This window comes from Promicromonospora panici (assembly GCF_900608595.1).
GTDB lineage: Bacteria > Actinomycetota > Actinomycetes > Actinomycetales > Cellulomonadaceae > Promicromonospora > Promicromonospora panici.
Genome location: NZ_UWYY01000001.1, coordinates 208,591 through 228,523 on the forward strand (window position 1 = coordinate 208,591; position 19,933 = coordinate 228,523).

The following is a 19,933-nucleotide window of genomic DNA, read 5'->3' on the forward strand; positions in this document are numbered from 1 at the left end:
GTCGCTCCCAGGAGGCTGACCTGCGCATATGTTCCGCTCAATGTCAAATGGTCTGCTGAGGCAGCAATTCCCGCCGCGCAGAATGCGCTTCTCCGGCATATGTTCAAGGAGTGCCGGCACCTTTACGGCACGCCACCGTGGCGTGCCAGAGGTGACAAGAAAGGTCTCGAAGGGGGAGAGAACTATGCCATTCCTCAATGCAGGTCTCGTTGTGCCGAACGCGGTCGACTGGCTGGAGCCGCTCACGAGCGCGCTCAGCGCGGTCGCGAGCTTCATCCCGAAGCTCCTCGTGTTCCTGGTCGTTTTCCTCATCGGGTACTTCATCGCCAAGGCGATCGCCCGGTTCGTCGGGATGATCCTGACGCGGATCGGCTTCACCAGGGTTCTTGAGCGGGCCGGGGCCAACAGGCTCCTGGCGGGTTCGGGTATCGAGCCGATCTCACTGCTCACGAAGATCATCTACTACTTCATCCTGCTGATCACGCTCCAGCTCGCGCTGAGTGCGTTCGGGCCCACCAATCCGGTGAGCGCGATCGTCAACGACATCGTCGCCTGGCTCCCGAGCCTGGTCGTCGCGATCGTCATCGTGGTGATCGCGGGTGCCATCGCGAATGCGGTGAAGGACCTCATTCTCAACTCCATGGGCCGCGTTTCTTACGGCCCTCTTGTTGCGAAGGCCGTCTCGTTCTTGATCATCGCGCTGGGTGTCATTGCCGCCGTGAACCAGATCGGTGTCGCCACGACGGTGACACTGCCCATCCTCGTGGCATTCCTGGCCACGCTGGCCGGCATTCTGATCGTCGGTGTCGGCGGTGCGCTCATCGGCCCCATGCGGCCGCGCGTCGAGGGTTTCCTCGGCACCCTGTCGTCGGGCGGTGGCGCCGCTGCCACGCCCGCCGCGGAGCCGGGCACCACTCCGGAGGCGGCACCTGGCGCGGCTCCCGCGTCGGGTTCGTTCGCGCCCCCGCCGCCGCGCGACATCTGAGCACCCGGCTGGCAGGTAGGTTCGCGAGGTAGAGCGCCTGTCCGGGTCTCCCTGACGACATCAGGGAGACCCGGACAGGCGCTCTACTCCGCGAACCTGCGTACGGGCCCGAGCGGGTGCCGTCAGTCCTTGCTCAGCAGGTCCTGGGCCTCGCCCAGCACGCCGATGAACCGCTCGAGGTCGGGGTCGTCCTCCGTCGGCTGGAGCGCCACGGTGTCCGCGCCCGCCTTCCCGAACCGGCGCACACCGTCGGCCACAGCCTGCGCGTCGCCCCAAAGCGCGTAGGACGCCAGCGCCGCGTCGTCGGCCACGTCCGTGCCCCAGCCGGTGAGCTCCGCACGCAGCCGCGCGGCGGCGTCCGGGCCTGTTCCCGCGGAGACGTTCTGGATCACCGGGAACGGGTCGGCGGCGTCCCGGCCCGCGACGGCCCTGCCCTCGGCGACCCGCTCCAGCGCGGCCGGGAGCCCGGGCAGGCCGACCGAACCCTCGAGCACCACGCCGTCGCCGACCTGGCCGGCGAGGCGCAGCGACTTCGGCCCCGTCGCGGCCACCGGCACTCGCACGGGCTCGGCCGGCGGCCAGTCCAGTGCGACATCGTCCAGGGACACGTACCTGCCCGACGTCGTCACCCGCTCGCCGGCGAGCAGCGCCCGCAGCGCGGTCGAGTACTCGCGCATGAGAGTCAGTGGCGACGCCGCCTTGACCCCCACCTGGGCCATCCACGACTGCACACCGTGCCCGATGCCGGGTATGAGCCGGCCCGGGAACATCCCGTCGACCGTCGCGACCTCCATCGCGGTGAGCGCCACGTTCCGCAGGGGCGTCGGCATGACGCCGATCCCCACGCGGACCCGGTCCGTGGCGGACAGGATCGCGCTGGCGGCGGAGATCCCGCCCGTCTGGAAACAGTCCTCCCAGAGCCAGATCTCCTCGATCCCCGCCGCCTCGACGGCGCGGGCGAGCGGGATGATGCGGGACGGCGGGGTCGAGGGGCGGATGATGCACGCCAGTGTGGTCATGGCCCACACGCTGTCATGGAGCGAGCGGTCAGATCCAGCCCTTACGTGCGGCGTGCCAACCCAGCTGGATCCGGGTGGAGACGCCGGCGACGCCCATCAGCACCTTGACGCGCCGCTGCACCGTCCGCAGGGACATGCCGAGCTGGTGGGCCACCGACTGGTCGGTGAGGCCGGCCAGCATGAGCGCGAGGATGCGGGTGTCCTCCCGGTCGAGGCCGGACTTCTGCGCTTCCTCCCCCGGCGGGGTGAACGGCGTGGCGTCGCGCCACACGCTCTCGAACAGCGCGATGAGGGCGTCCAGCAGCCCGGACGGGTGGATGATGAGCGCGCCCACCAGGTCGGGCGCCAGGCCGGACCCCTCAGTGCCCGCCTCGACGACGGTCTGGATCGGCACGAACGCGAGCCGGTGGTCGATGATGAACAGCTTGATCGGTACCCGCTCCGACAGCCGAACGTCCTCCCCGTTCTCGATCGCCTCGGCGATGTCGTCGACCCGCAGCACGCCCGTGTCGAGGAACACCCGGTCGATCACCACCCGGTACCGGACGCCGCGCGCCACCGCCTGGTCCTCGGCGGTGTTCTCGTCGGCCGGCATCACGAACACCGGTGGCTTGGTGAAGGACTCGACGGTCTCGCGCGCGCCGAGCTGCAGCTGGATGATGCGGTGCTTCACGGCGTCCGCCCCGCGCACCACGTCGACGACGTCAGTCGCCGGCCGCAGCGCCGACGAACGCCGGAACTCGCTCTCGAGCTCGATCAGCTCCTCCTGCGCCGCGCGGATCTCGTCCTTCCGGAGGGCGAGCAGCGCGCCCAGCGCGATCTCGGGGGGTGCGGCCTGGAAGCGGGAGTCATCGGCGCTCTGCCGGGTCGCCAGGCCGTGGCTCTCCAGCGCGCGGAGCACGTCCAGCGCGTCGCCCGGGTCGCAGCCGAGCCGGCGTCCCAGCTCCGCCGCGTCGAGGGACGGAGAGCCCACCAGGTCGCGGTAGGCGAGCGACTGCGACTTGGTCAGGCCGAGCACGTCGCCGAGCATGGGCATCCTCCCGCGGGACGAGGTTCGCAGCGCCGTCGCGAGGATACGCGATTGATAGCCTCCGGCACGTGAGCACCGAGGACGTGAGCTTTCCCGCCGTCGACGGCGAGCAGGTCGCCGGCCGCTGGTTCCTGCCGGACGGGGAACCGGTGGGCGTCGTGGCGATCGCGCCCGCAATGGCCATGCCCATGCGGTTCTACCGGTACCTCGCGGCCTGGCTCGCGGACGGCGGATACGCCGTGCTCACCTTCTCGTACCGCGGTTCGGAGCCCGAGCTGTACGGCCCGATGCGGGACTCCGCGGTCACCGCCCTCGACTGGTATCACGACGCCGAGGTGGCCGCCGCTCATGCCCGCGCGCGGGCCGACGCCGCCGGCGTGCCGTTCACCTGGGTGGGCCACTCGTTCGGCGGGCAGAGCCTGGGCTTCCTGTCGGACGTCGGTGTCGACCGCTGCGTCATGGTGGCCTCGGGGACGGGCTGGCGGGGCAAGGCCGCCCCGACGATCAAGACCTGGTCGCCGCTGCTGTGGCGGGTCGTCGCACCGGCCGCGACGGCGCTAGCGGGCTACTACCCAGGGCGCCGGCTGCGAATCCTGGACGACCTGCCGGGCGGCGTCATGCGCCAGTGGGGCCGCTGGTGCCTGCACCCGGACTACCTGTTCAGCGAACACCCCGGGCTGCGCGACCGGTTCGCGAAGGTCGAGACGCCGGTCGCCGCCCTCTGGACCGCTGACGACGAGCTGATCTCCCCGGACTCGATCCGGTACTGGAGCCGGGAGTTCCCGAACGCGGAGATCGAGCTCGTCGAGATGCGGGCCGCCGACCATGGCCTGAGCCGCATCGGCCACTCGGGCTTCTTCCGCCCGAAGCGCGCAATCCTCTGGGAGAAGCTCCTCCTCCCCCGCCTGGCCACCACCCTGCCGAGGTAGAACCCCGGCGAGGTAGAACTCTGGCGAGGTAGAACTCTGGCGAGGTAGGAGCGCAGCGAAGTAGGACCGTAGCCAGAAAGCGCGCTCGGCCCCGCTGGCATTCTTGCCCGCTGGCGTTCTACTTCGCCACAGTCCTACCTCGCCAGAGCTCTACCTCGGCGAAGTGGGTCAGAGAGGGGTGATTGTGCCTTGGAAGTGGCGGGTGTTCTTGCCCGAGCGCCAGCCGTCGTAGACGAAGCCCTGGCCGGCGGCAGCCCCGTTCTCGCTGGTCAGGGTTGCCGGGACCGGTTCGGGGCCGTCTGTCGGGGCGGCGTCCCTCGCGTACCGGATCGCCACGTCGACCGTGCCCGGCAGCAGCACGGGCTTGAAGAACTCGACGGTCCACTCGTAGGTGTCGCCCCGTCGCGCCGGGCCGACCTCGGCCAGGGCCCGTGCCGCCGTGTACATCCCGTGCGCGATCGCTCGCGGGAACCCGAACGCCTTGGCGCCCAGGCTCGACGTGTGGATCGGGTTCTGGTCGCCCGAGACCGCGCCGTACGCCCGCCCGGTTCCGCCGCCGAGCTGCCAGCGGGCGGTCGGCAGGGGCGCCGTCCACTCCTCGCGAGGCGCCTCGGCGGCCGGGGCGGCGTCGGGCGCTTCCGGGGCCGCGGCCCCGCCGTCCGGCGCCGTGAAGCCCTTGGCAAGGTACGTCGACACGCCCTGGTAGGCGAGCTCGCCGCCGACCAGCACCTCCGCGACCAGGTCCACCTGGACGCCGCGGCGGTGGGTGCGGGCGTCCTGCGCCCACGCCCGGACCTCGAGCGTCTCGCCCAGGCGCACCGGCCGGAGCACGCGCGCCACGTTCCTGAGATGGACCAGGCCGAGCAGCGGCAGCGGGAAGTCGCCCCGCACCATGACGGCCGTGGCCAGCGGGAACGCCAGCACGTGCAGGAACCCGGCAGGCAGCACCTCGGACGCCGGCTCACCGAGCAGGCGCTGGTACGCCGCGAGGTGAGCCGCCTCGCCCGTGGTTTCGACGCCGACGACCTGGTAGGCCGTCTCGGGCAGCCGGACCGCGCCCTTCGGGCGTTTGCCGACCGAGCCTGCGACACCCCGCACGAACAGCCCGCCCAGCTTCGGCAGCTGGGCCAGCTCGGTCACGCCGTACGACGCCGGTGCTCCCGTCGCGTTGAACGCCATCACTTGCCCAGCATGGACTGGCCGCAGACCCGCAGCACCTGACCGTTGACGCCGTCGGCCGCCGGGGAGGACAGGAACGCGATCGCCTCGGCGACGTCGAGCGGCAGGCCGCCCTGCTGGAGCGACGGGAGGACGCGTCGGCCCACCTCCCGCGTGCCGAACGGGATCGACCTGGTCATCTCGGTCTCGATGAAGCCCGGCGCCACCGCGTTCGCGGTGCCGCCCAGCTCGGCCACGAGCGGCGCGGTCGCGGCGGTGTGGCCGATCACCCCGGACTTCGAGTACGCGTAGTTGGTCTGGCCCTTCCCGCCCGCGATGCCCGACGTCGAGGCGAGCGACACGATGCGCAGGCCCTCCACCCCGGCGGCCAGCAGCTGCTCGTTGATGCGCAGCTGCGAGGCGAGGTTGACCGCGATGACGGCGTCCCACTGGGCGGGCTTCATGTTCGCGAGCAGCTTGTCGCGCAGGATGCCCGCGTTGTGCACCAGGATGTCGAGGCCTCCGAGGTGCCTGGCGGCTTCCAGGATCTTGGTGCCGGCGTCGGCGGCCGTCACGTCGAGCTGCACGGCTGTGCCCTTGACCTCGTTCGCGACCGCGGCCAGCGACTCGCCCGCCGCGGGCACGTCCACGACCACGACCTTGGCGCCGTCGCGGGCCAGGGTGCGCGCGATCGCGGCGCCGATGCCGCGCGCGGCACCCGTCACGACGGCGACCTTGCCGGCCAGCGGCCGCTCCCAGTCGACGTCGGACGGCGCCTCCGACGGGCCGACGGGCAGCACCTGACCGTCGACGTACGCCGACTTGGCCGACAGGAAGAAGCGGAGCGTGCCGAGCGCCGACGCCGAGTCGACGGCGGCGCCGCCGGTCAGCTGCACCCCGTTCGCCGTGGCGCCGTCCCGCAGCTCCTTGCCGACCGAGCGCGTGAAGCCCTCGAAACCGGCTCGCGTCGCGGCGAGCGTCGGCGAGTCCCCGGCCTCGGCCGCCCGGGACACCACGACGACCCGGCCGTTGCCGGCGAGCCTGCGCAGCGTGCCGCCCAGGGCGAGCACCGCCTCCGACACGGCCTCGGGGGTCTCGGCGGCCGTGCCCACGAGCACGACGCCACCCCACCGGGCGTCGCCGGCGTCCTCGGGCGTGCGGCGCACGTCGACGTCCCAGGTCATGAGGGCCTTGGCGAGCGCGTCGGCGTCGGCGGCCGAGGCGTCGTCGGACACGACGAGCACCGGGCCCACCGTCAGCGGAGCGTCGGGCACATAGCGGCGCAGGATCGCCGGGCGGGGGAGGCCCAGTTGCTTCGAGAGCTTCTTACCGAGTCCGCCGTTTACGAACCTGGTGTAGTTGTCAGCCACGGGTTTCCTTCCAGTTCTGGGGAGATCAGACCGACTCGACGATGGCGACGGCGCCCAGGCCGCCCGCCGCGCAGACCGAGATCAGCGCCCGTGCGGGCTGCCCGGTCTCGGCGGCCTTCGCGGCCACCAGCTTCGCGGCGGTGGCGATGATGCGGCCGCCGGTCGCGGCGAACGGATGGCCTGCGGCGAGCGAGGAGCCGTTCACGTTGAGCTTGCTGCGGTCGATCTTGCCGAGCGCGCCGTCCAGGCCGAGCTCGGTGCGGCAGTACTCCTCGTCCTCCCATGCGGCGAGCGTGGTCAGCACGGTGGAGGCGAACGCCTCGTGGATCTCGAAGAAGTCGATGTCTTCCAGCCGCAGGTCGTTGCGGGCCAGCAGGCGCGGCACGGCGGCGGCCGGGGCCATGAGCAGTCCCTCGTGGCCGTGCACGAAGTCGACGGCGGCGGTCTCGGCGTCCACGAACTTCGCCAGGATCGGCAGGTCGCGTTCCTCGGCCCACGCGCGTGACGAGAACAGGACGGCGGAGGCGCCGTCGGTCAGCGGGGTGGAGTTGCCGGCGGTCATCGTCGCCTGCTCCCCGAGCTTGGCGCCGAAGACCGGCTTGAGCTTCGCGAGCTTCTCGAGCGAGGTGTCGGGACGCATGTTGTCGTCGCGGGTCAGGCCCTTGTACGGGGTGACCAGGTCGTCGAAGAAGCCGGACTCCCAGGCGCGGGCGAGGTTCTGGTGCGAGTTGTACGCCACCTCGTCCTGGTCCTCGCGGGTGATGCCCCACTTGGCGGTGGTGATGGCCTGGTGCTCGCCCATGGAGAGGTGCGTGCGCGGCTCCCCGGTGCTCGGGCTGACGGGGGCCAGGTCCTTCGGGCGGATCGCGGCGAGCGCCTTGAGCTTCCCACCGGTCGTCTTGGCGTGGTTTGCGTCCAGGAGGGCTGCGCGCAGGCGGTCGCTGACGACAATGGGCGCGTCCGACACGGTGTCCGTGCCGCCGGCGATCGCGGACTCGATCTGGCCGAGCTTGATCTTGTTGGTCACCGCGATGGCGGCCTCGAGGCCGGTGGCGCAGGCCTGCTGCACGTCGTAGGCCGGCGTCGTGGGCGCCAGCGAGGAGCCCAGCACGGACTCGCGGATCAGGTTGAAGTTCTTGCTGTGCTTCAGCACAGCGCCGCCGGCGACCTCACCCAGGCGTTCGCCCTGCAGGCCGAACCGGGCGACGAGGCCCTCGAGCGCTGCGGTGAACATGTCCTGGTTGCTGGTGCGGACGTACTTCTTGCCGGCGCGGGAGAACGGGATGCGGTTGCCGCCGATGATGACGGCCTCGCGCGTGGACGGGACGGGGGAGGGGGTAGTGGACACGTCGCTGTTCCTTCTCACTCATCGTCGGGCAGGGTGGCTTCTTGGTTTGAGCCTGGTCGAGACCGGGGCGGGCCGCGACCCGGCCTCGACCGGGATGGTGCCCAGGACTCACAGTACCTGATACTCTCAGTCTCGTGAGACGAATCACAAGACCGCTAGCGAGTCACGGTGGGGAGGCGGACTGATGAGCATCGGAGTCGACGGTCGTTCGACCCGCTGGGACGACCACCGCACGGCGCGCCGGGCCGAGCTCGTCCGCGCCGCGCGCAAGGCCGTGCACCGCCTCGGACCCGCGGTGTCGATGGACGAGATCGCCGCCGCCGCCGGCACGTCCAAGTCCATCGTCTACCGCTACTTCGACGACAAGGCCGGGCTCCGGCTCGCCGTCGCCGAGACCGTGGTGATGCAGATGCACGACGCCCTGCGGGCCGCCGCGCAGGGTGCCGACAGCCCCGAGATGGCGCTCCGCGAGATGGTACGGGTCTACCTCGAGATGATCGAGAGCTCGCCCAACGTCTACTGGTTCGTCACCCGGACCGCAATCGGCGGGAACGAGCCGGCGCCGGTCGAGAGCGGCCGCCGCGGCCGTCGTGCCCCGGCCGCCGAGGACGTGGTCGATGCCGCGGTGCCGACCACGCCAGTCGACCTGCACCCCCTGGGCGCCTACCTCGACTCGGTGATCGAGCTCGTCGCCGAACCGTTCGCGCGGGCCACCGACGTCCCCCATGCCGACGCCGCGGCCTGGGCCGCGGGCGCCGTCGGTTTCGTGCGGGGCTCCGGTGAGTGGTGGCTCGGCCACCGCAACGTCGAGGCCAGCCCGTTGACCCGGGAGGAGCTCACCGAGCGCGTGTCGCTCTGGCTCTGGACCGGCCCGGTGGGCGTGCTGCACCACAACCGTCCCGGCTCCGCATCCGTGACCGCCTGACCCTGACCGCCCTCCCGCGAACCCCATCCTCCCGAGAACCTGAACCTGGCCCCGCCGGCCGAACACCGAGGAGAACCGATGACGACCACCTCCGAGCCCGTGACCACCCCCACGGCCACCGAGGCCGTGGCGCCCCAGCCCGAGGCGACCCGTCCGGCGTCGGGCGTCCGCGTGGACGTGCCCGCCCTGCAGCACATGCTGCTCGGTCGTTGGCCCGAGGAGCGTTCGGAGGCGCGTCGCCTGGTGGCCGCGCACCCCGAGCTCTGGAAGAAGGAAGGGATCACCAAGGAGGAGCACCGGGAGATCACCCTCGCCCAGATGAAGGAGCTGGTGACCTACCGCCAGGTTCTCCGGGCGTTCCCGGAGCGGCTCGGCGGTCGTGACCAGGCGGGCGCCAACCTGGTGGGCTTCGAGGAGCTCGTCGCCGCCGACCCGTCGCTGCAGATCAAGTCCGGCGTGCAGTGGGGCCTCTTCGCCGCCGCGATCCTCCATCTGGGCACCGAGGAGCAGCAGGACCGGCTCCTCCCCAGCGCGATGGACCTTTCGGTCCCCGGCGCCTTCGCGATGACCGAGACGGGCCACGGCTCCGACGTCGCCTCGATCGGCACCACCGCGACGTACGACCCGGAGACCGAGGAGTTCCTGCTCAACACCCCGTTCCGCGGGGCGTGGAAGCAGTACCTCGGCAACGCGGCCGAGCACGGCGTCGCCGCCACGGTGTTCGCGCAGCTCATCACCAACGGCGTCGACCACGGTGTGCACTGCTTCTACGTGCCCATCCGCGACCCCCAGACCATGGAGTTCCTGTCCGGCGTCGGCGGTGAGGACGACGACCAGAAGGGCGGCCTCAACGGCATCGACAACGGCAAGCTGTACTTCACGAACGTGCGCGTGCCCCGGAGGGACCTGCTCGCCCGCTACGGCCAGGTGGCCGCGGACGGCACCTACACCTCCTCGATCGACAGCCCCGGTCGTCGCTTCTTCACCATGCTGGGCGCCCTGGTGCAGGGCCGAGTGTCCCTCGACGGCGCGGCGATCACCGCGGCCAAGATCGGCCTCGCGATCGCCACGAAGTACGCCGACCAGCGCCGCCAGTTCTCGCCGTCGGCCGGCGCCGACGAGCTGACGCTGCTCGACTACGCGACGCACCGCCGCCGGCTCTTCCCCAAGATCGCCGAGGCGTACGCGATGCACTTCGCGCACGACGAGCTGCTCGACCTGTTCGACGCGGTTTTCTCTGGCCGCGAGGACACCCCGGCCATGCGCGAGGACCTGGAGACGACGGCGGCCGCGCTCAAGGCGACGTCCACCTGGTACGCCCTCGACACCCTGCAGGAGTGCCGCGAGGCCTGCGGCGGAGCCGGCTTCCTCTCCGAGAACCGGTTCACGAGCCTGCGCGCGGACCTCGATATCTACGCGACGTTCGAGGGTGACAACCACGTGCTGCTGCAGCTCGCGGCCAAGCGCCTCGTAGGGGACTACGGCAAGAAGATGGCGAAGGCCGCCAAGACCCCGGCCGGTATGGCGGGCATCGTGGCCGGGCAGGCCAAGGACGCGCTGCTGCACAAGCTCCCGCTGAAGAAGCTCGGCCAGTCGGTGGCCGACGGCGGCGGCGCACGCTCGGCGGACCGGTTGCTGGACGCCGAACTGCAGCGCGCGCTGATCGCCGACCGCTTCGAGGGCATGGTCGCGGACGTCGCGATGGGCATGCGGCCCGCGCTCAAGGCCGACTCGATCAAGGCGCAGGAGATCTTCGACGCCCACCAGGTGCGCCTCCTCGCCTCCGCGGAGGCATGGGCCGAGCTGGTGCGCTGGGACGCGTTCACGAAGGCGATCGCCAAGATGTCCGACGCCGGCACCCGCCAGGTGCTCACGCTGCTCCGCGACATCTACGGCCTGACCACCATCGAGCGTCACCTCGACTGGCACCTGGTCAACGGCCGCATCTCGGCGGGGCGGGCGAAGGCCGTGACGACGACGATCGACCGGCTGCTCAAGGAGCTCCGCCCGCACGTGCTCGACGTCGTCGACGCCTGGGGCTTCACGCAGGAGCACCTGCGTGCCCCGATCGCCGACGGCTCGGAGAAGGTGCGCCAGGACGAGGCGCGCGCCTACTACCGCGAGCTGCGCGCGAGCGGCACGGCACCGATCAGCGAGAAGGAGCTGCGCAAGCAGGAGGCCAAGCGGGCCTGACGCCCGTGGTCACGCGGCGTCGGGTACCGACGCCACGACGGGGACGGGGAGCTGCTGCACGGGAGCCGGGACGGGCTCCGCGGCGGACTCCTCGTCCTCCTCCACCGGACGCGCGAGCGGCCCGCCGAGCGTGACCGGGACGCGCAGCTCCGGCACTGGCTCCGGCGTCGCCCGGGCGACAAGGAAAGTGCCCGCCAGCCCCAGGAGGGCGGCGAGCACCGTGAGCGGTATGAGCTGGTACGCGAGAGTGAACCCGAGCAGTACGCCGCTGCCCACGGCCACGATCGATCCCAGGACTAGTACACGGGTCATCAGGAGCCTCCCTGCCAAGGTGTCTCCGAGGAGCAAATGCCTGACCCCAGGTGGTAACTCCCGTGGATCGCTGGGCGTCCGCGCATGGTGCCCAGGCGCTTGGGAGCGCACGGCACCATCAGCGGAGGTCCGGCTGAGCTGGGGCTCATCAGATTGTGTGGCGAGCCTGCCTCGCCGTCGTTTCCAGGAAACCCCAACCCGCCTTGGTTCGCACCTCGAATCGCCCCGCGCCTGGTCACGACTCGGTCACGACTCCGGTTGCCGGACGGCCTGGGTCAGACCGGGCGCGTCAGACGGGGTTGCACTGCGCGGTGGCGGTGAGGATCAGTCCGACCTCGGGTCGCCAGGGTTCGAGGTTCCACGTGGCCTTCTCCGGCGCGCCTACCGCATGACACACGAGCTGGTCGTCCATGGTGGTGCTGCCCGCGTCCGGCTCGGCGGCCACGAGCTGCGTCCGGATCAGGTCGACGCCCGCCTGGCCTGCGTGCCGGGCCCAGTCCGCCGGGTCGACGGCGAGCGAGCGCCCGCCCTCGTTCTCCCCCCAGGTGGCACTCTCTATCGCGTCCGTCCCGACCGCGAGGGTGACCTGCAGGGGCCCGGACCCTGCGGTCCCGGACCCCTGTACCGGCCTGACCCGGTCGTCCACCTCCACTCTGGCGTGGGTCGCGTCGGTATCGGTGACATCGATGCGGGGCGTGTTGCCCTCGGTGCCCGACGGCGGTGCGGGCGGGCCGATCGCCGCGACGGGGGTGCCGTTGCCGTCGAGCACCGTGATGCTGCCGTCGGTGTCGACGTCGAGCGCGCCGGGCGAGACGAGAGCCACGCGCGCCGAGCCGCCGCGGGCGAGGGCCAGGGTGACCGTGTGCAGGCCCGGCGTGACCTCGTCGGCCGTCACGACGGGCGCCTTCCGCGCGGCGACGCGGAGGACCACTCCGTCGATGGTGATCGTCCTGGCGCGCAGCTTCGGACGGCTGTCGCCGGCTGCCTCCGGATCCCTGGATGTGGGTGGCGGCTGCGATGCTTCGGACGTCGCTCCGGACTCGGTCCCGCCCCTGTCCGCCCGTTCGCGCACGTCGCAGCCGCTGATCGCGAGGAGCGTGGCCAGCGCGGCGCACACAGCGAAGGGCCGCGCAACGGCTGGTCGGATGGGCACGGACCCATTGTGCGGGTAGCCGGCGCGGTCGGCGTGCCGGGGTGGCGCGTGTCGGCGCCACCCTCTATGTTTAGAACATGCGTTCGAACAAGGTGGTGGTGACTCAGGGTCCGGTCAACGTGCCGGGCCGGTCTCCGCGTGGTGCGGTCGCACCGCGCGAGTCGGGGTTCGCGGGCGGTTTCGCGAATCTCACGGAGGCGGTCGACGCCGTGGCGGCGGTCGATGCGCTCCTTGCCTCGCTCGCTGCCTCGCGTGCCGTGCTCATGGAATCGGTCCGGGAGTGGGTGGCCGACCAGCCCGAGCTGTTCGGCGCTCCTGAGGCTGAGGCGGACGACGTCGCGGGGCTCGCGCCGGAGCTCGTCGAGCAGCTCGCCAGGGCGCTGCGGGTGCCGGAGGGCTCTGCGATCGCGTTCATCGAGGAGTCCCGTGCGCTGGTGCACGAGCATCCGCGCACGCTGGCCGCGCTGCGTGGCGGGCACATCAGCCACGCGCACGCGCAGACGATCCTCGGGTACACCGACGGGCTGCGCCGGGCCAACCGGGTGGCGCTGGAAACCCGCCTGCTCAAGCACGCGCGCACCACGACGCCCGGGGAGCTGAGCCTCGTCGCGCGGACCGAGCGCGAGCGGCGGCTCCGGCCGGAACGCAAGGCAGAGCCGCGGGTCGCTCCGGCGGCCAGAGCCAGGCGTCAGCGGGTCAGCGCTTCCCCCAGAGGTCGTCCCACGCGGTGAAGGGGTCGGCGGAGGGGTTCTGCTGCGGGCTGCCGCCCGCGGCGACCGCCGGCGTCTGCCCGCCCCAGCCGGTGTTGCCCCAGGCGGGATTTCCCCACGTGGCCCCGTTCGGGTCGGGCTCGACCTGGGCGCCGGCGTCGTGGTCGGCGCCGTACTGAGACCAGGTCTCCTGGGCATACGGCTCGCCGGGCTGCTGTTCGTCCGTCCCGTACTGCTCGGGCGCGGCGGCGTATGTGTCGTACGGGGCGTCGTATCCCTCCGGCGGCGCGGCGTCGTGGGGCGCCTGGCTGGGCTCGGGCCAGTGCTGTGCCGACGCGGTCTGCCCCGACCACGGCGCTGCCGACTGGTCCGGTCCCGGCCAGGGCGTCGTCGGATCCGGCTGGGCCGGGCCGGTGAGCGCGTCCTGGGCCGGGGCGCCCGGGGCTGCCGCGCCGTAGCCGTGGGCGCCATAGCTCTGCGCGGCGTACGGGACGTGGCCCGAGTCGTCCCGCTCGCGACTCCGCGAGGGCGGGAGCGACGGGTAGCCGCTGTCGTTCGGCGCGGGGGCGGTCACCGCGGCGAACGTGGTGGTGGCGAGGTACTGCTCGAACGGGACGTCGAACGTCTCGTCGTCCGACCACGCCGCGTCCCAGGCCGCCGCGACCCGTGGCGCCGTCGAGCGCCGGCCGTCGTCCGGCATCGGGGGGATCCTGATCTCGCCCGAGCTGTGCAGCACCTGGTCGTGCACCTGCCCCGCCCAGTTGACCGCGAGCTCGAAGCGCATGGTGCCGAGGCCGTTCACCCCGAGCTCGCCCCCGACGGCGGGGTGCGGGTTGAACGTGTACACGTCCTCCTCGCCCAGGTGGATGCCGCGGCTCCGCGCGTCGCGGACCAGGTCGTCCATGAGATACGTAGCGCGGCCTTCCGGCGACTCGAGTTCCGCGTACATCGTGACGGCTGAGGTCCAGCGGAGCTCGAGCGTGCCCTCGACCGTGTCCAGGAACCACCATCCGTCCAGCGACTCGAGGAAGATGTCGCCGAAACAGGTCGCGAAGCGAGGAGTCTGCTCGCGAATCCCCATCCACCGCCATGAGGCAAGCCCGAACTCGAAGGCAACCTTCGGAAAAGTTCGGAGCAGCTTCATGTCCGAATGAAACCACTACCGGGTAAACGACGGGAACCCCCCGATGACATCTTTGTTACGTCAGAACTCAATAGCGGCCGCCGACTCAGGCCAGGCCCGACTGGTAGGCGAACACCACGAGCTGGGCGCGGTCGCGTGCGGACAGCTTGATCATCGCGCGCGACACATGGGTCCGGGCGGTGGCGGGGCTGAGCACCAGGTGCTCGGCGATCTCGTGGTTGCTCATCCCCTGCGCCACGAGGGAGACCACCTCGTGCTCGCGGTCGGTCAGGTCCCCGATCCGCGGGTGCGGCACGAGGGCGCGTGGCGAGGCGGCGGTGAACTCCCTGATCAGGGTTCGCGTGGCCGACGGCGCGAGCAGCGCACCGCCGTCGTGCACCGTGCGGATGGCGGCGACGAGGTCGGCCGGCGGCGTGTTCTTCAGGAGGAAGCCGCTGGCCCCGGCGCGCAGGCCGTCGACCACGTACTGGTCGTGCTCGAACGTCGTGAGCACCACGACGCGGGTGGCGGTGAGATCGGGGTCCTCGGCGATGCGCCGCGTGGCCTCGATGCCGTCGATGCCCGGCATCCGGATGTCCATGAGCACCACGTCCGGCCGCAGGCGGCGGGCCTCGGCCACGGCGGCGATACCGTCGGCGGCCTCGCCCGCGACAGTGGTGTCCTCCTCACCGGCGATGAGGGCTCGCAGGCCCATCCGGACCAGGTCCTGGTCGTCCACGAGCAGTACCGAGATCATGCGACACCTCCAACGGGCAGGGCCGCCCGCACCTCGAAGGACTCGTCGACGGGCCCGGCGTCGAGCTGCCCGCCCAGGGACTCGACACGATGCCGCATCCCGGTGATGCCGAAGCCGGCGACGAAGGCGCTGCCCGGCGCGCGGGGGTTGCGTACGGCCAGCCGGACGCCGTCCGGCTCGTACACGACCTCGACGCGTGCCGCCGAACCTTCCCCGTGCTTGACCACGTTCGTCAGCGACTCCTGGAGGACACGGTAGGCGGCGAGGTCGACGGCGTCGGGCAGCGGCCTGGGCGTGCCGCTGACCTCGAGGTCCACGGAGACCCCCGCGGTGCGCACTCGTTCTGCCAGCACCTCCAGGTTGGCGAGCCCGGCCGTCGGAGCACGCTCGGGGCCCGACCCGGAGGTGGAACCGGGCCGGATCTCCGCGAGCGTGGTCCGCAGCTCCGTCAGGGCCTCGTTCGCGGCCTTCGAGATGGCCTCCAGGGCCGTGGCCGCATCCTGCGGCCGGCCCAGGTGGAGCGCGATGTCGGCCTGCATCTGGATGGCGGCCAGCCCGTGCCCGACGACGTCGTGCACCTCGTGCGCGAGCTGCAGCCGCTCGTCGTCGCGTGCCTGCTGCTCCGCCGCGTCCCGCTCGGCAGCCCGGGCCTCGTGCCACATCCGCCGCGCGACGCCGATGCTGAACGGCACCATCACGATGGCGCTCGCCGGGATCAGCCCCTCCGGCATGCCGAGCGCCGCCGGATGCGTGAAGACGTGCACCAGGAGCAGCATCAGCGTCGCCCCGGCGTACAGCAGGGCAGGGCGCAGCGGGCGGTTCCGGGCCAGGGAGTAGACCGCCACCACCAGGCACACCATCACCGGGCCGTACGGGTAGGCGAGCAGCAGGTAGGTGACCGTGGCAGCGACGACCACACCCAGCGCGGGCACCGGCCAGCGGGTACGGAAGAGCGTTCCCACCGCGGCCGTCATCGCCAGCACATATGCCGTGCCGTCGACCGGGCGGACTCCGTACGCCTCGCCCAGGAACGGCAGCGAGACCAGCGTGAGCGCCGTCAGCGCCGCCGTCACACCCACGTCGACCAGACGCAGCTTCCCCATGTTCCTCACCTCCAGCCCCACTGTGGCCGACGGCGGACCCGGCGTCACCCCCCGCGCGCCGTATGCCGGTGTACGCACCCGGACGTAGGCGACGCCGCCCGGCGACGTCGGGCGGCGCAGGCCGAGTGCCGTCCCACGGCCGATCCCCCGCCGGACCGGGGCCGGGACGCTGGGACCGTGGACGCCGCCCGGCGTCCGAGGAGGGACAGGACCATGAAACTCAGGGGAGTCGCCATCGCCGGACTCGTCGTCGCGACGATCGGCATCTACGTGGCACGGGCGGGCGGCGCGCCGGCGCCGATCGTGCCGCCGGCCGTCGTGCTCATGGTCGTGGCAGCGGTGCTGCTCGCCGTGTTCCGCACCCGGACCTGGCCCGCGGTCGTCGCCGTGGTCGTGGCGCTCGCGGAGGCCGCGGGCGTCGTCGCGACCGGGAGCCTCGGCAACCTCGGCTTCGCCGAGCCGCTGCTGGGTGCGGGGACGGCCCTGCGTGTCGTCGGTGTGCTTGCGACGCTCGCGGCGGGGACGGTGCTCGTGGTGCGGCGCCCGTCCCGGACGGGGCCGGCCCGTTCCGCGGGGGAGGTGACACCGTGAAGCTGGCACCGCGCGCCCGCAAGGCCGTGCTGACCGTGCACATCGTGTCGTCCGGGGCGTGGATCGGCATCGACGTGCTCGTCGCCGTGCTCGTCGGGGTGGGTCTCGCCGGCGGCTCGGACGCCGCCCGCGGGCTCGCCCTGCGCGCCCTCGCCGAGTTCGTCGTTGCGCCCATGCTGATCTCCGGGCTCGTCTGCCTCGGCTCGGGCGTGCTGCTCGGCCTCGCGACCAAGTGGGGCCTGGTGCGCTACTGGTGGGTGGCGGTCAAGCTCGTGATGAACGTGCTGCTGTGCGTCCTGATCGTCGTGGCGCTGCAACCGGGCATGGCCGACGTCGGCGCCGCCGGCGTCGCGATCGAGGCCGGCCAGGTCCCGGCCACCGACCTCTCGAACCTCGTGTTCCCGCCTGCGGTGTCGCTCACCATGCTCGCCGTGGCCACCCTGCTCTCCGTGTACAAGCCAGGAGGCCGCAGGCGCTCGCGGACGGCGCCCCGGGGCGTCTCCGGGGGCACGACCCGGGCAATGTCAGAGGCACGGCCTACCGTGCACGCATGAGCATCGAAGGACGGGCCGCTACGGGACGGGCCATCGAGGTGCGGGACGCGGAGCCCGCGGAGTACGCGGCGGTCGGCGAGATCGTCGCGGAGGCGTTCTTCGCGGACGGGCAGCTCGAGGCGCCCGACGCCGTCTTCTACGCTGACGTCCTGCGGGACGTCGCGAGCCGCGCGGCTGCCGCGGAGATCATCGTGGCGCTGGCCGACGGCGTCGTGGTGGGTGGCGTGACCTTCGTGCCGCACGGCGGCCCCATGGCTGACATCGCCCGGGACGGCGAGGCGGAGATCCGCATGCTCGGCGTGGCGCCGGACGCCCAGGGCAGGGGCGTCGGCACCGCGCTGATGCGGGAGTGCCTGGCCCGCGCGGCCAGGACGCGGTCCGCGGGCGGCGCGGGGACGTTGCGGGTCGTGCTCTCCACCCAGACCGTCGCCCACGGCTCGCACCGGCTCTACGAGCGGCTCGGGTTCGTGCGCGAACCCGCCCGCGACTGGACGCCCGTGCCGGGCGTGGGCCTGCTCTGCTACGTGCTGGAGCTGTAACGACGTCCTGCTGCTGTCACGACGTCCGGGGGCTGTAGCCCGGCCGGCGCGGCCACCGCAGCAGCCCCGACGTGATCGCCACGCCCAGCAGGAGCAGCACGCCCCCGCCGGCCTCCGCCCCGTTGGGCACCTCGCCCTGCACGAGCCAGGCCACGGTCATTCCGACAACCGGCACCAGCATCGTGAACGGCACCACCGCGCTCGCCCGGTACCGGTCCAGCAGCGTGTTCCAGACGCCGTAGCCCACCAGGCTCGCGAGCCACGCGGTGTACAGGGTCGACAGCACGGCGGCCCAGGTCGGGTGCGTCAGCGAGTAGCCGACGGCGGCCGGGCCGTCCAGCACCAGGGCCAGCGCGAACATCGGCACCGGCACCACGAGCGCCGACCACACTGTCATCGACAGACCGGCCAGCGGGCTCTGCCGGGTGCCGGCCGCCTGCGTCGCAGAACCCAGCCGCCGCACTATCACGTTGCCGGTCGCCCACGACGCCGCGGCGGCGATCGTGAGCAGGAACGCGAGCCCCGGCGTCGCCGCCGACCGGCCGATCCCGACGATCACCAGGCCCACCGCACCGAGCAGAACCCCGACGAGCTGCGGCGTCGTGGGGCGCTCGCGGAGCGCGACCGTCGCGAACAGGACGGTGAGGACCACCTGCGCCTGGAGCACGAGCGAGGCGAGGCCGGGCGGCATGCCGAGCCACATCGCCGTGTACAGGAGGGCGAACTGGCCGAGGCTGAGGAACAGCCCGACCACCAGCACGTCCTTCCATCCGGCCGCCGGGCGGGGCACCAGGAAGATCGCCGGGACCAGCACGACGACGAAGCGGATCGCGACGAACAGCACGGGCGGTACGTCGCCGACGCCGAGGTCGATCGCGAGGAAGTTCGCGCCCCAGATGATCATGACGAGCACGGCGAGCAGCGAGTGGCGCAGGGGCATGCGGTCATCGTCGGCCGGAGCAACCCTGTACGTCCAGCGAGTATCTCTGGTCGAGTGTTCAGCGGGACTGAACGGTCGAGTGCCGCTGACTACGTGTTTTCCCGATCTTGTTCCACGGATCGGGTGAAAAGTAGCGTCTCCTGACAATTGCCAGTGCGATCGACCGCACTCCCGCGACGCAGCGTGTGCCACGGGAGACACATGTTCGCGAAGGAGCGTCCGATGCGTAGCACGAGACACCGCACCATCCGCACCACCGGCACGGCGGCTGCTGCCGCGGCCCTCGTCCTGTCCGCCTCGCTCGTCGCCTCCGCGGCGGCCCCGAAGGCGCCCGACGGCGGCTCCGCACCGCCCGCGCGGGACGCCGCCGTCGGCGCGCTGACCTGGTCCGACGAGTTCGACGGCGCCGCCGGCAGTGCCCCCGACCCAGCCAACTGGAACCACGAGACCGGTGGCGGCGGCTGGGGCAACAACGAGCTGCAGACCTATACGGACTCCCGGGACAACTCGGCGCTGGACGGCAACGGGAACCTCGTCATCACCGCCCGGCAGGACGGCGGTGGCTACACCTCGGCCCGCCTGACCACCAAGGGCAAGGTCCAGCCCCGGTACGGGCGCCTGGAGGCCCGCATCCAGATCCCGCGCGGGCAAGGCATCTGGCCCGCGTTCTGGATGCTCGGCGGCCAGTTCCCGAACACCCCGTGGCCCGACTCCGGCGAGATCGACATCATGGAGAACGTCGGTTACGAGCCCCACATGGTGCACGGCACCCTGCACGGCCCGGGCTATTCGGGGGGCAACGGCATCGGTGCCGCGTACACCCACCCGCAGGGCTGGTCGTTCGCCGACACGTTCCACACGTTCGCGATCGACTGGTCCCCCGGGTCCATCACCTGGTCGGTGGACGGGGTGGCCTACCAGACCCGTACCACCGCCGACACGGGCGGAAACCCGTGGGTGTTCGACCAGCCGTTCTTCTTCATCCTGAACGTCGCCGTCGGCGGCAACTGGCCGGGCAACCCGGACGGCACCACCCAGTTCCCGCAGCAGATGGTCGTCGACTACGTGCGTGTGTACGACTCCCAGCTCTGACCGGCACACCGGCATGTCAGACGCACAGGTCACTCCCGTGACCGGTGCGTCTGACATGTAGCGGGGTTCTGGCGGCGGGCGGTCACGGCGTCCGACGGCGGT

At 71.9% G+C, this 19,933-nt stretch carries 20 protein-coding genes; 9 read left to right on the plus strand and 11 right to left on the minus strand.

Annotated features, from left to right (window positions below; all coding sequences use genetic code 11):
• Window positions 1–40: 40 nt before the first annotated feature.
• Window positions 41–985, plus strand: a complete 945-nt coding sequence (locus tag EW117_RS00925; protein ID WP_242504000.1) for a mechanosensitive ion channel family protein — start codon at window positions 41–43, stop codon at window positions 983–985.
• 122 nt (window positions 986–1,107) lie between these two features.
• Here EW117_RS00925 and EW117_RS00930 read toward each other — a convergent pair whose 3' ends face one another.
• Complete coding sequence (locus EW117_RS00930; RefSeq protein WP_129782836.1) at window positions 1,108–2,004, minus strand: LLM class flavin-dependent oxidoreductase; 897 nt, start codon at window positions 2,002–2,004, stop codon at window positions 1,108–1,110.
• A 28-nt stretch (window positions 2,005–2,032) separates the two neighbouring features.
• The gene (locus EW117_RS00935) at window positions 2,033–3,034 is read right to left on the minus strand and encodes a helix-turn-helix domain-containing protein (RefSeq protein ID WP_129782837.1); all 1,002 of its coding nucleotides are present in this window, start codon (window positions 3,032–3,034) and stop codon (window positions 2,033–2,035) included.
• Between the two features lie 68 nt (window positions 3,035–3,102).
• On the opposite strand from EW117_RS00935, the gene EW117_RS00940 reads away from it, so the two are divergent.
• Complete coding sequence (locus tag EW117_RS00940) at window positions 3,103–3,963, plus strand: alpha/beta hydrolase family protein (RefSeq protein ID WP_129782838.1); 861 nt, start codon at window positions 3,103–3,105, stop codon at window positions 3,961–3,963.
• A gap of 168 nt (window positions 3,964–4,131) precedes the next feature.
• Here EW117_RS00940 and EW117_RS00945 read toward each other — a convergent pair whose 3' ends face one another.
• From EW117_RS00945 to EW117_RS00955, 3 genes are read right to left on the minus strand one after another with little or no spacing between them, the layout of a single operon-like run.
• Window positions 4,132–5,142, minus strand: a complete 1,011-nt coding sequence (locus EW117_RS00945) for a MaoC/PaaZ C-terminal domain-containing protein (RefSeq protein ID WP_129783085.1) — start codon at window positions 5,140–5,142, stop codon at window positions 4,132–4,134.
• Complete coding sequence (locus EW117_RS00950; RefSeq protein ID WP_129782839.1) at window positions 5,142–6,491, minus strand: 3-oxoacyl-ACP reductase; 1,350 nt, start codon at window positions 6,489–6,491, stop codon at window positions 5,142–5,144. Before EW117_RS00950 ends, EW117_RS00945 begins: the two co-directional genes overlap by 1 nt.
• A gap of 25 nt (window positions 6,492–6,516) precedes the next feature.
• Entirely contained in the window at window positions 6,517–7,839 is a 1,323-nt protein-coding gene (locus EW117_RS00955; RefSeq protein WP_129782840.1) for an acetyl-CoA C-acetyltransferase, read from the minus strand.
• A 184-nt stretch (window positions 7,840–8,023) separates the two neighbouring features.
• On the opposite strand from EW117_RS00955, the gene EW117_RS00960 reads away from it, so the two are divergent.
• Together EW117_RS00960 and EW117_RS00965 are read left to right on the plus strand one after the other, a co-directional pair.
• Entirely contained in the window at window positions 8,024–8,764 is a 741-nt protein-coding gene (locus tag EW117_RS00960; RefSeq protein ID WP_129782841.1) for a TetR/AcrR family transcriptional regulator, read from the plus strand.
• Between the two features lie 78 nt (window positions 8,765–8,842).
• Window positions 8,843–10,957 carry an acyl-CoA dehydrogenase family protein gene (locus EW117_RS00965; RefSeq protein WP_129782842.1) on the plus strand — a complete coding sequence of 705 codons (2,115 nt, stop codon included), beginning with the start codon at window positions 8,843–8,845 and terminating at the stop codon, window positions 10,955–10,957.
• Between the two features lie 9 nt (window positions 10,958–10,966).
• Here the strand turns inward: EW117_RS00965 and EW117_RS00970 are convergent, their stop codons facing one another.
• Both EW117_RS00970 and EW117_RS00975 read right to left on the minus strand, forming a co-directional pair.
• Entirely contained in the window at window positions 10,967–11,269 is a 303-nt protein-coding gene (locus EW117_RS00970; RefSeq protein ID WP_129782843.1) for a hypothetical protein, read from the minus strand.
• Between the two features lie 289 nt (window positions 11,270–11,558).
• Window positions 11,559–12,422 carry a DUF2599 domain-containing protein gene (locus tag EW117_RS00975; RefSeq protein WP_129782844.1) on the minus strand — a complete coding sequence of 288 codons (864 nt, stop codon included), beginning with the start codon at window positions 12,420–12,422 and terminating at the stop codon, window positions 11,559–11,561.
• Between the two features lie 77 nt (window positions 12,423–12,499).
• Between EW117_RS00975 and EW117_RS00980 the strand changes: the two genes are divergently transcribed.
• On the plus strand, window positions 12,500–13,153 hold the full coding sequence (locus EW117_RS00980; protein ID WP_129782845.1) for a DUF222 domain-containing protein: 654 nt from the start codon (window positions 12,500–12,502) through the stop codon (window positions 13,151–13,153).
• On the opposite strand, the gene EW117_RS29595 is transcribed toward EW117_RS00980, so the two are convergent.
• The 3 genes from EW117_RS29595 to EW117_RS00995 form a co-directional block, all read right to left on the minus strand.
• The gene (locus EW117_RS29595) at window positions 13,119–14,276 is read right to left on the minus strand and encodes a hypothetical protein (RefSeq protein ID WP_207211706.1); all 1,158 of its coding nucleotides are present in this window, start codon (window positions 14,274–14,276) and stop codon (window positions 13,119–13,121) included. The two genes, EW117_RS00980 and EW117_RS29595, sit on opposite strands and share 35 nt — an antisense overlap.
• An 85-nt stretch (window positions 14,277–14,361) precedes the next feature.
• Complete coding sequence (locus tag EW117_RS00990; protein ID WP_129782846.1) at window positions 14,362–15,012, minus strand: response regulator; 651 nt, start codon at window positions 15,010–15,012, stop codon at window positions 14,362–14,364.
• Entirely contained in the window at window positions 15,009–16,115 is a 1,107-nt protein-coding gene (locus EW117_RS00995) for a sensor histidine kinase (RefSeq protein WP_129782847.1), read from the minus strand. Before EW117_RS00995 ends, EW117_RS00990 begins: the two co-directional genes overlap by 4 nt.
• Before the next feature lie 213 nt (window positions 16,116–16,328).
• On the opposite strand from EW117_RS00995, the gene EW117_RS01000 reads away from it, so the two are divergent.
• Genes EW117_RS01000 through EW117_RS01010 form a run of 3 tightly spaced genes read left to right on the plus strand, consistent with a single transcriptional unit; the run spans window position 16,329 to window position 17,799 of the window.
• Window positions 16,329–16,706, plus strand: coding sequence for a hypothetical protein (locus EW117_RS01000; protein ID WP_129782848.1), 378 nt, complete (start codon window positions 16,329–16,331; stop codon window positions 16,704–16,706).
• Window positions 16,703–17,260 carry a hypothetical protein gene (locus EW117_RS01005; RefSeq protein ID WP_129782849.1) on the plus strand — a complete coding sequence of 186 codons (558 nt, stop codon included), beginning with the start codon at window positions 16,703–16,705 and terminating at the stop codon, window positions 17,258–17,260. The genes EW117_RS01000 and EW117_RS01005 overlap by 4 nt, the downstream gene beginning before the upstream one ends.
• Window positions 17,257–17,799: a GNAT family N-acetyltransferase gene (locus EW117_RS01010; protein ID WP_129782850.1), complete on the plus strand. Its 543-nt coding sequence runs from the start codon at window positions 17,257–17,259 to the stop codon at window positions 17,797–17,799. Before EW117_RS01005 ends, EW117_RS01010 begins: the two co-directional genes overlap by 4 nt.
• A 16-nt stretch (window positions 17,800–17,815) precedes the next feature.
• Here the strand turns inward: EW117_RS01010 and EW117_RS01015 are convergent, their stop codons facing one another.
• Window positions 17,816–18,739 (minus strand): EamA family transporter, encoded by a 924-nt coding sequence (locus tag EW117_RS01015; RefSeq protein WP_129782851.1) that lies wholly within the window; start codon window positions 18,737–18,739, stop codon window positions 17,816–17,818.
• A 222-nt stretch (window positions 18,740–18,961) separates the two neighbouring features.
• Here EW117_RS01015 and EW117_RS01020 point away from each other — a divergent pair, with 222 nt between their 5' ends.
• Window positions 18,962–19,831 (plus strand): glycoside hydrolase family 16 protein, encoded by an 870-nt coding sequence (locus EW117_RS01020; RefSeq protein ID WP_129782852.1) that lies wholly within the window; start codon window positions 18,962–18,964, stop codon window positions 19,829–19,831.
• Window positions 19,832–19,933 lie beyond the last annotated feature (102 nt).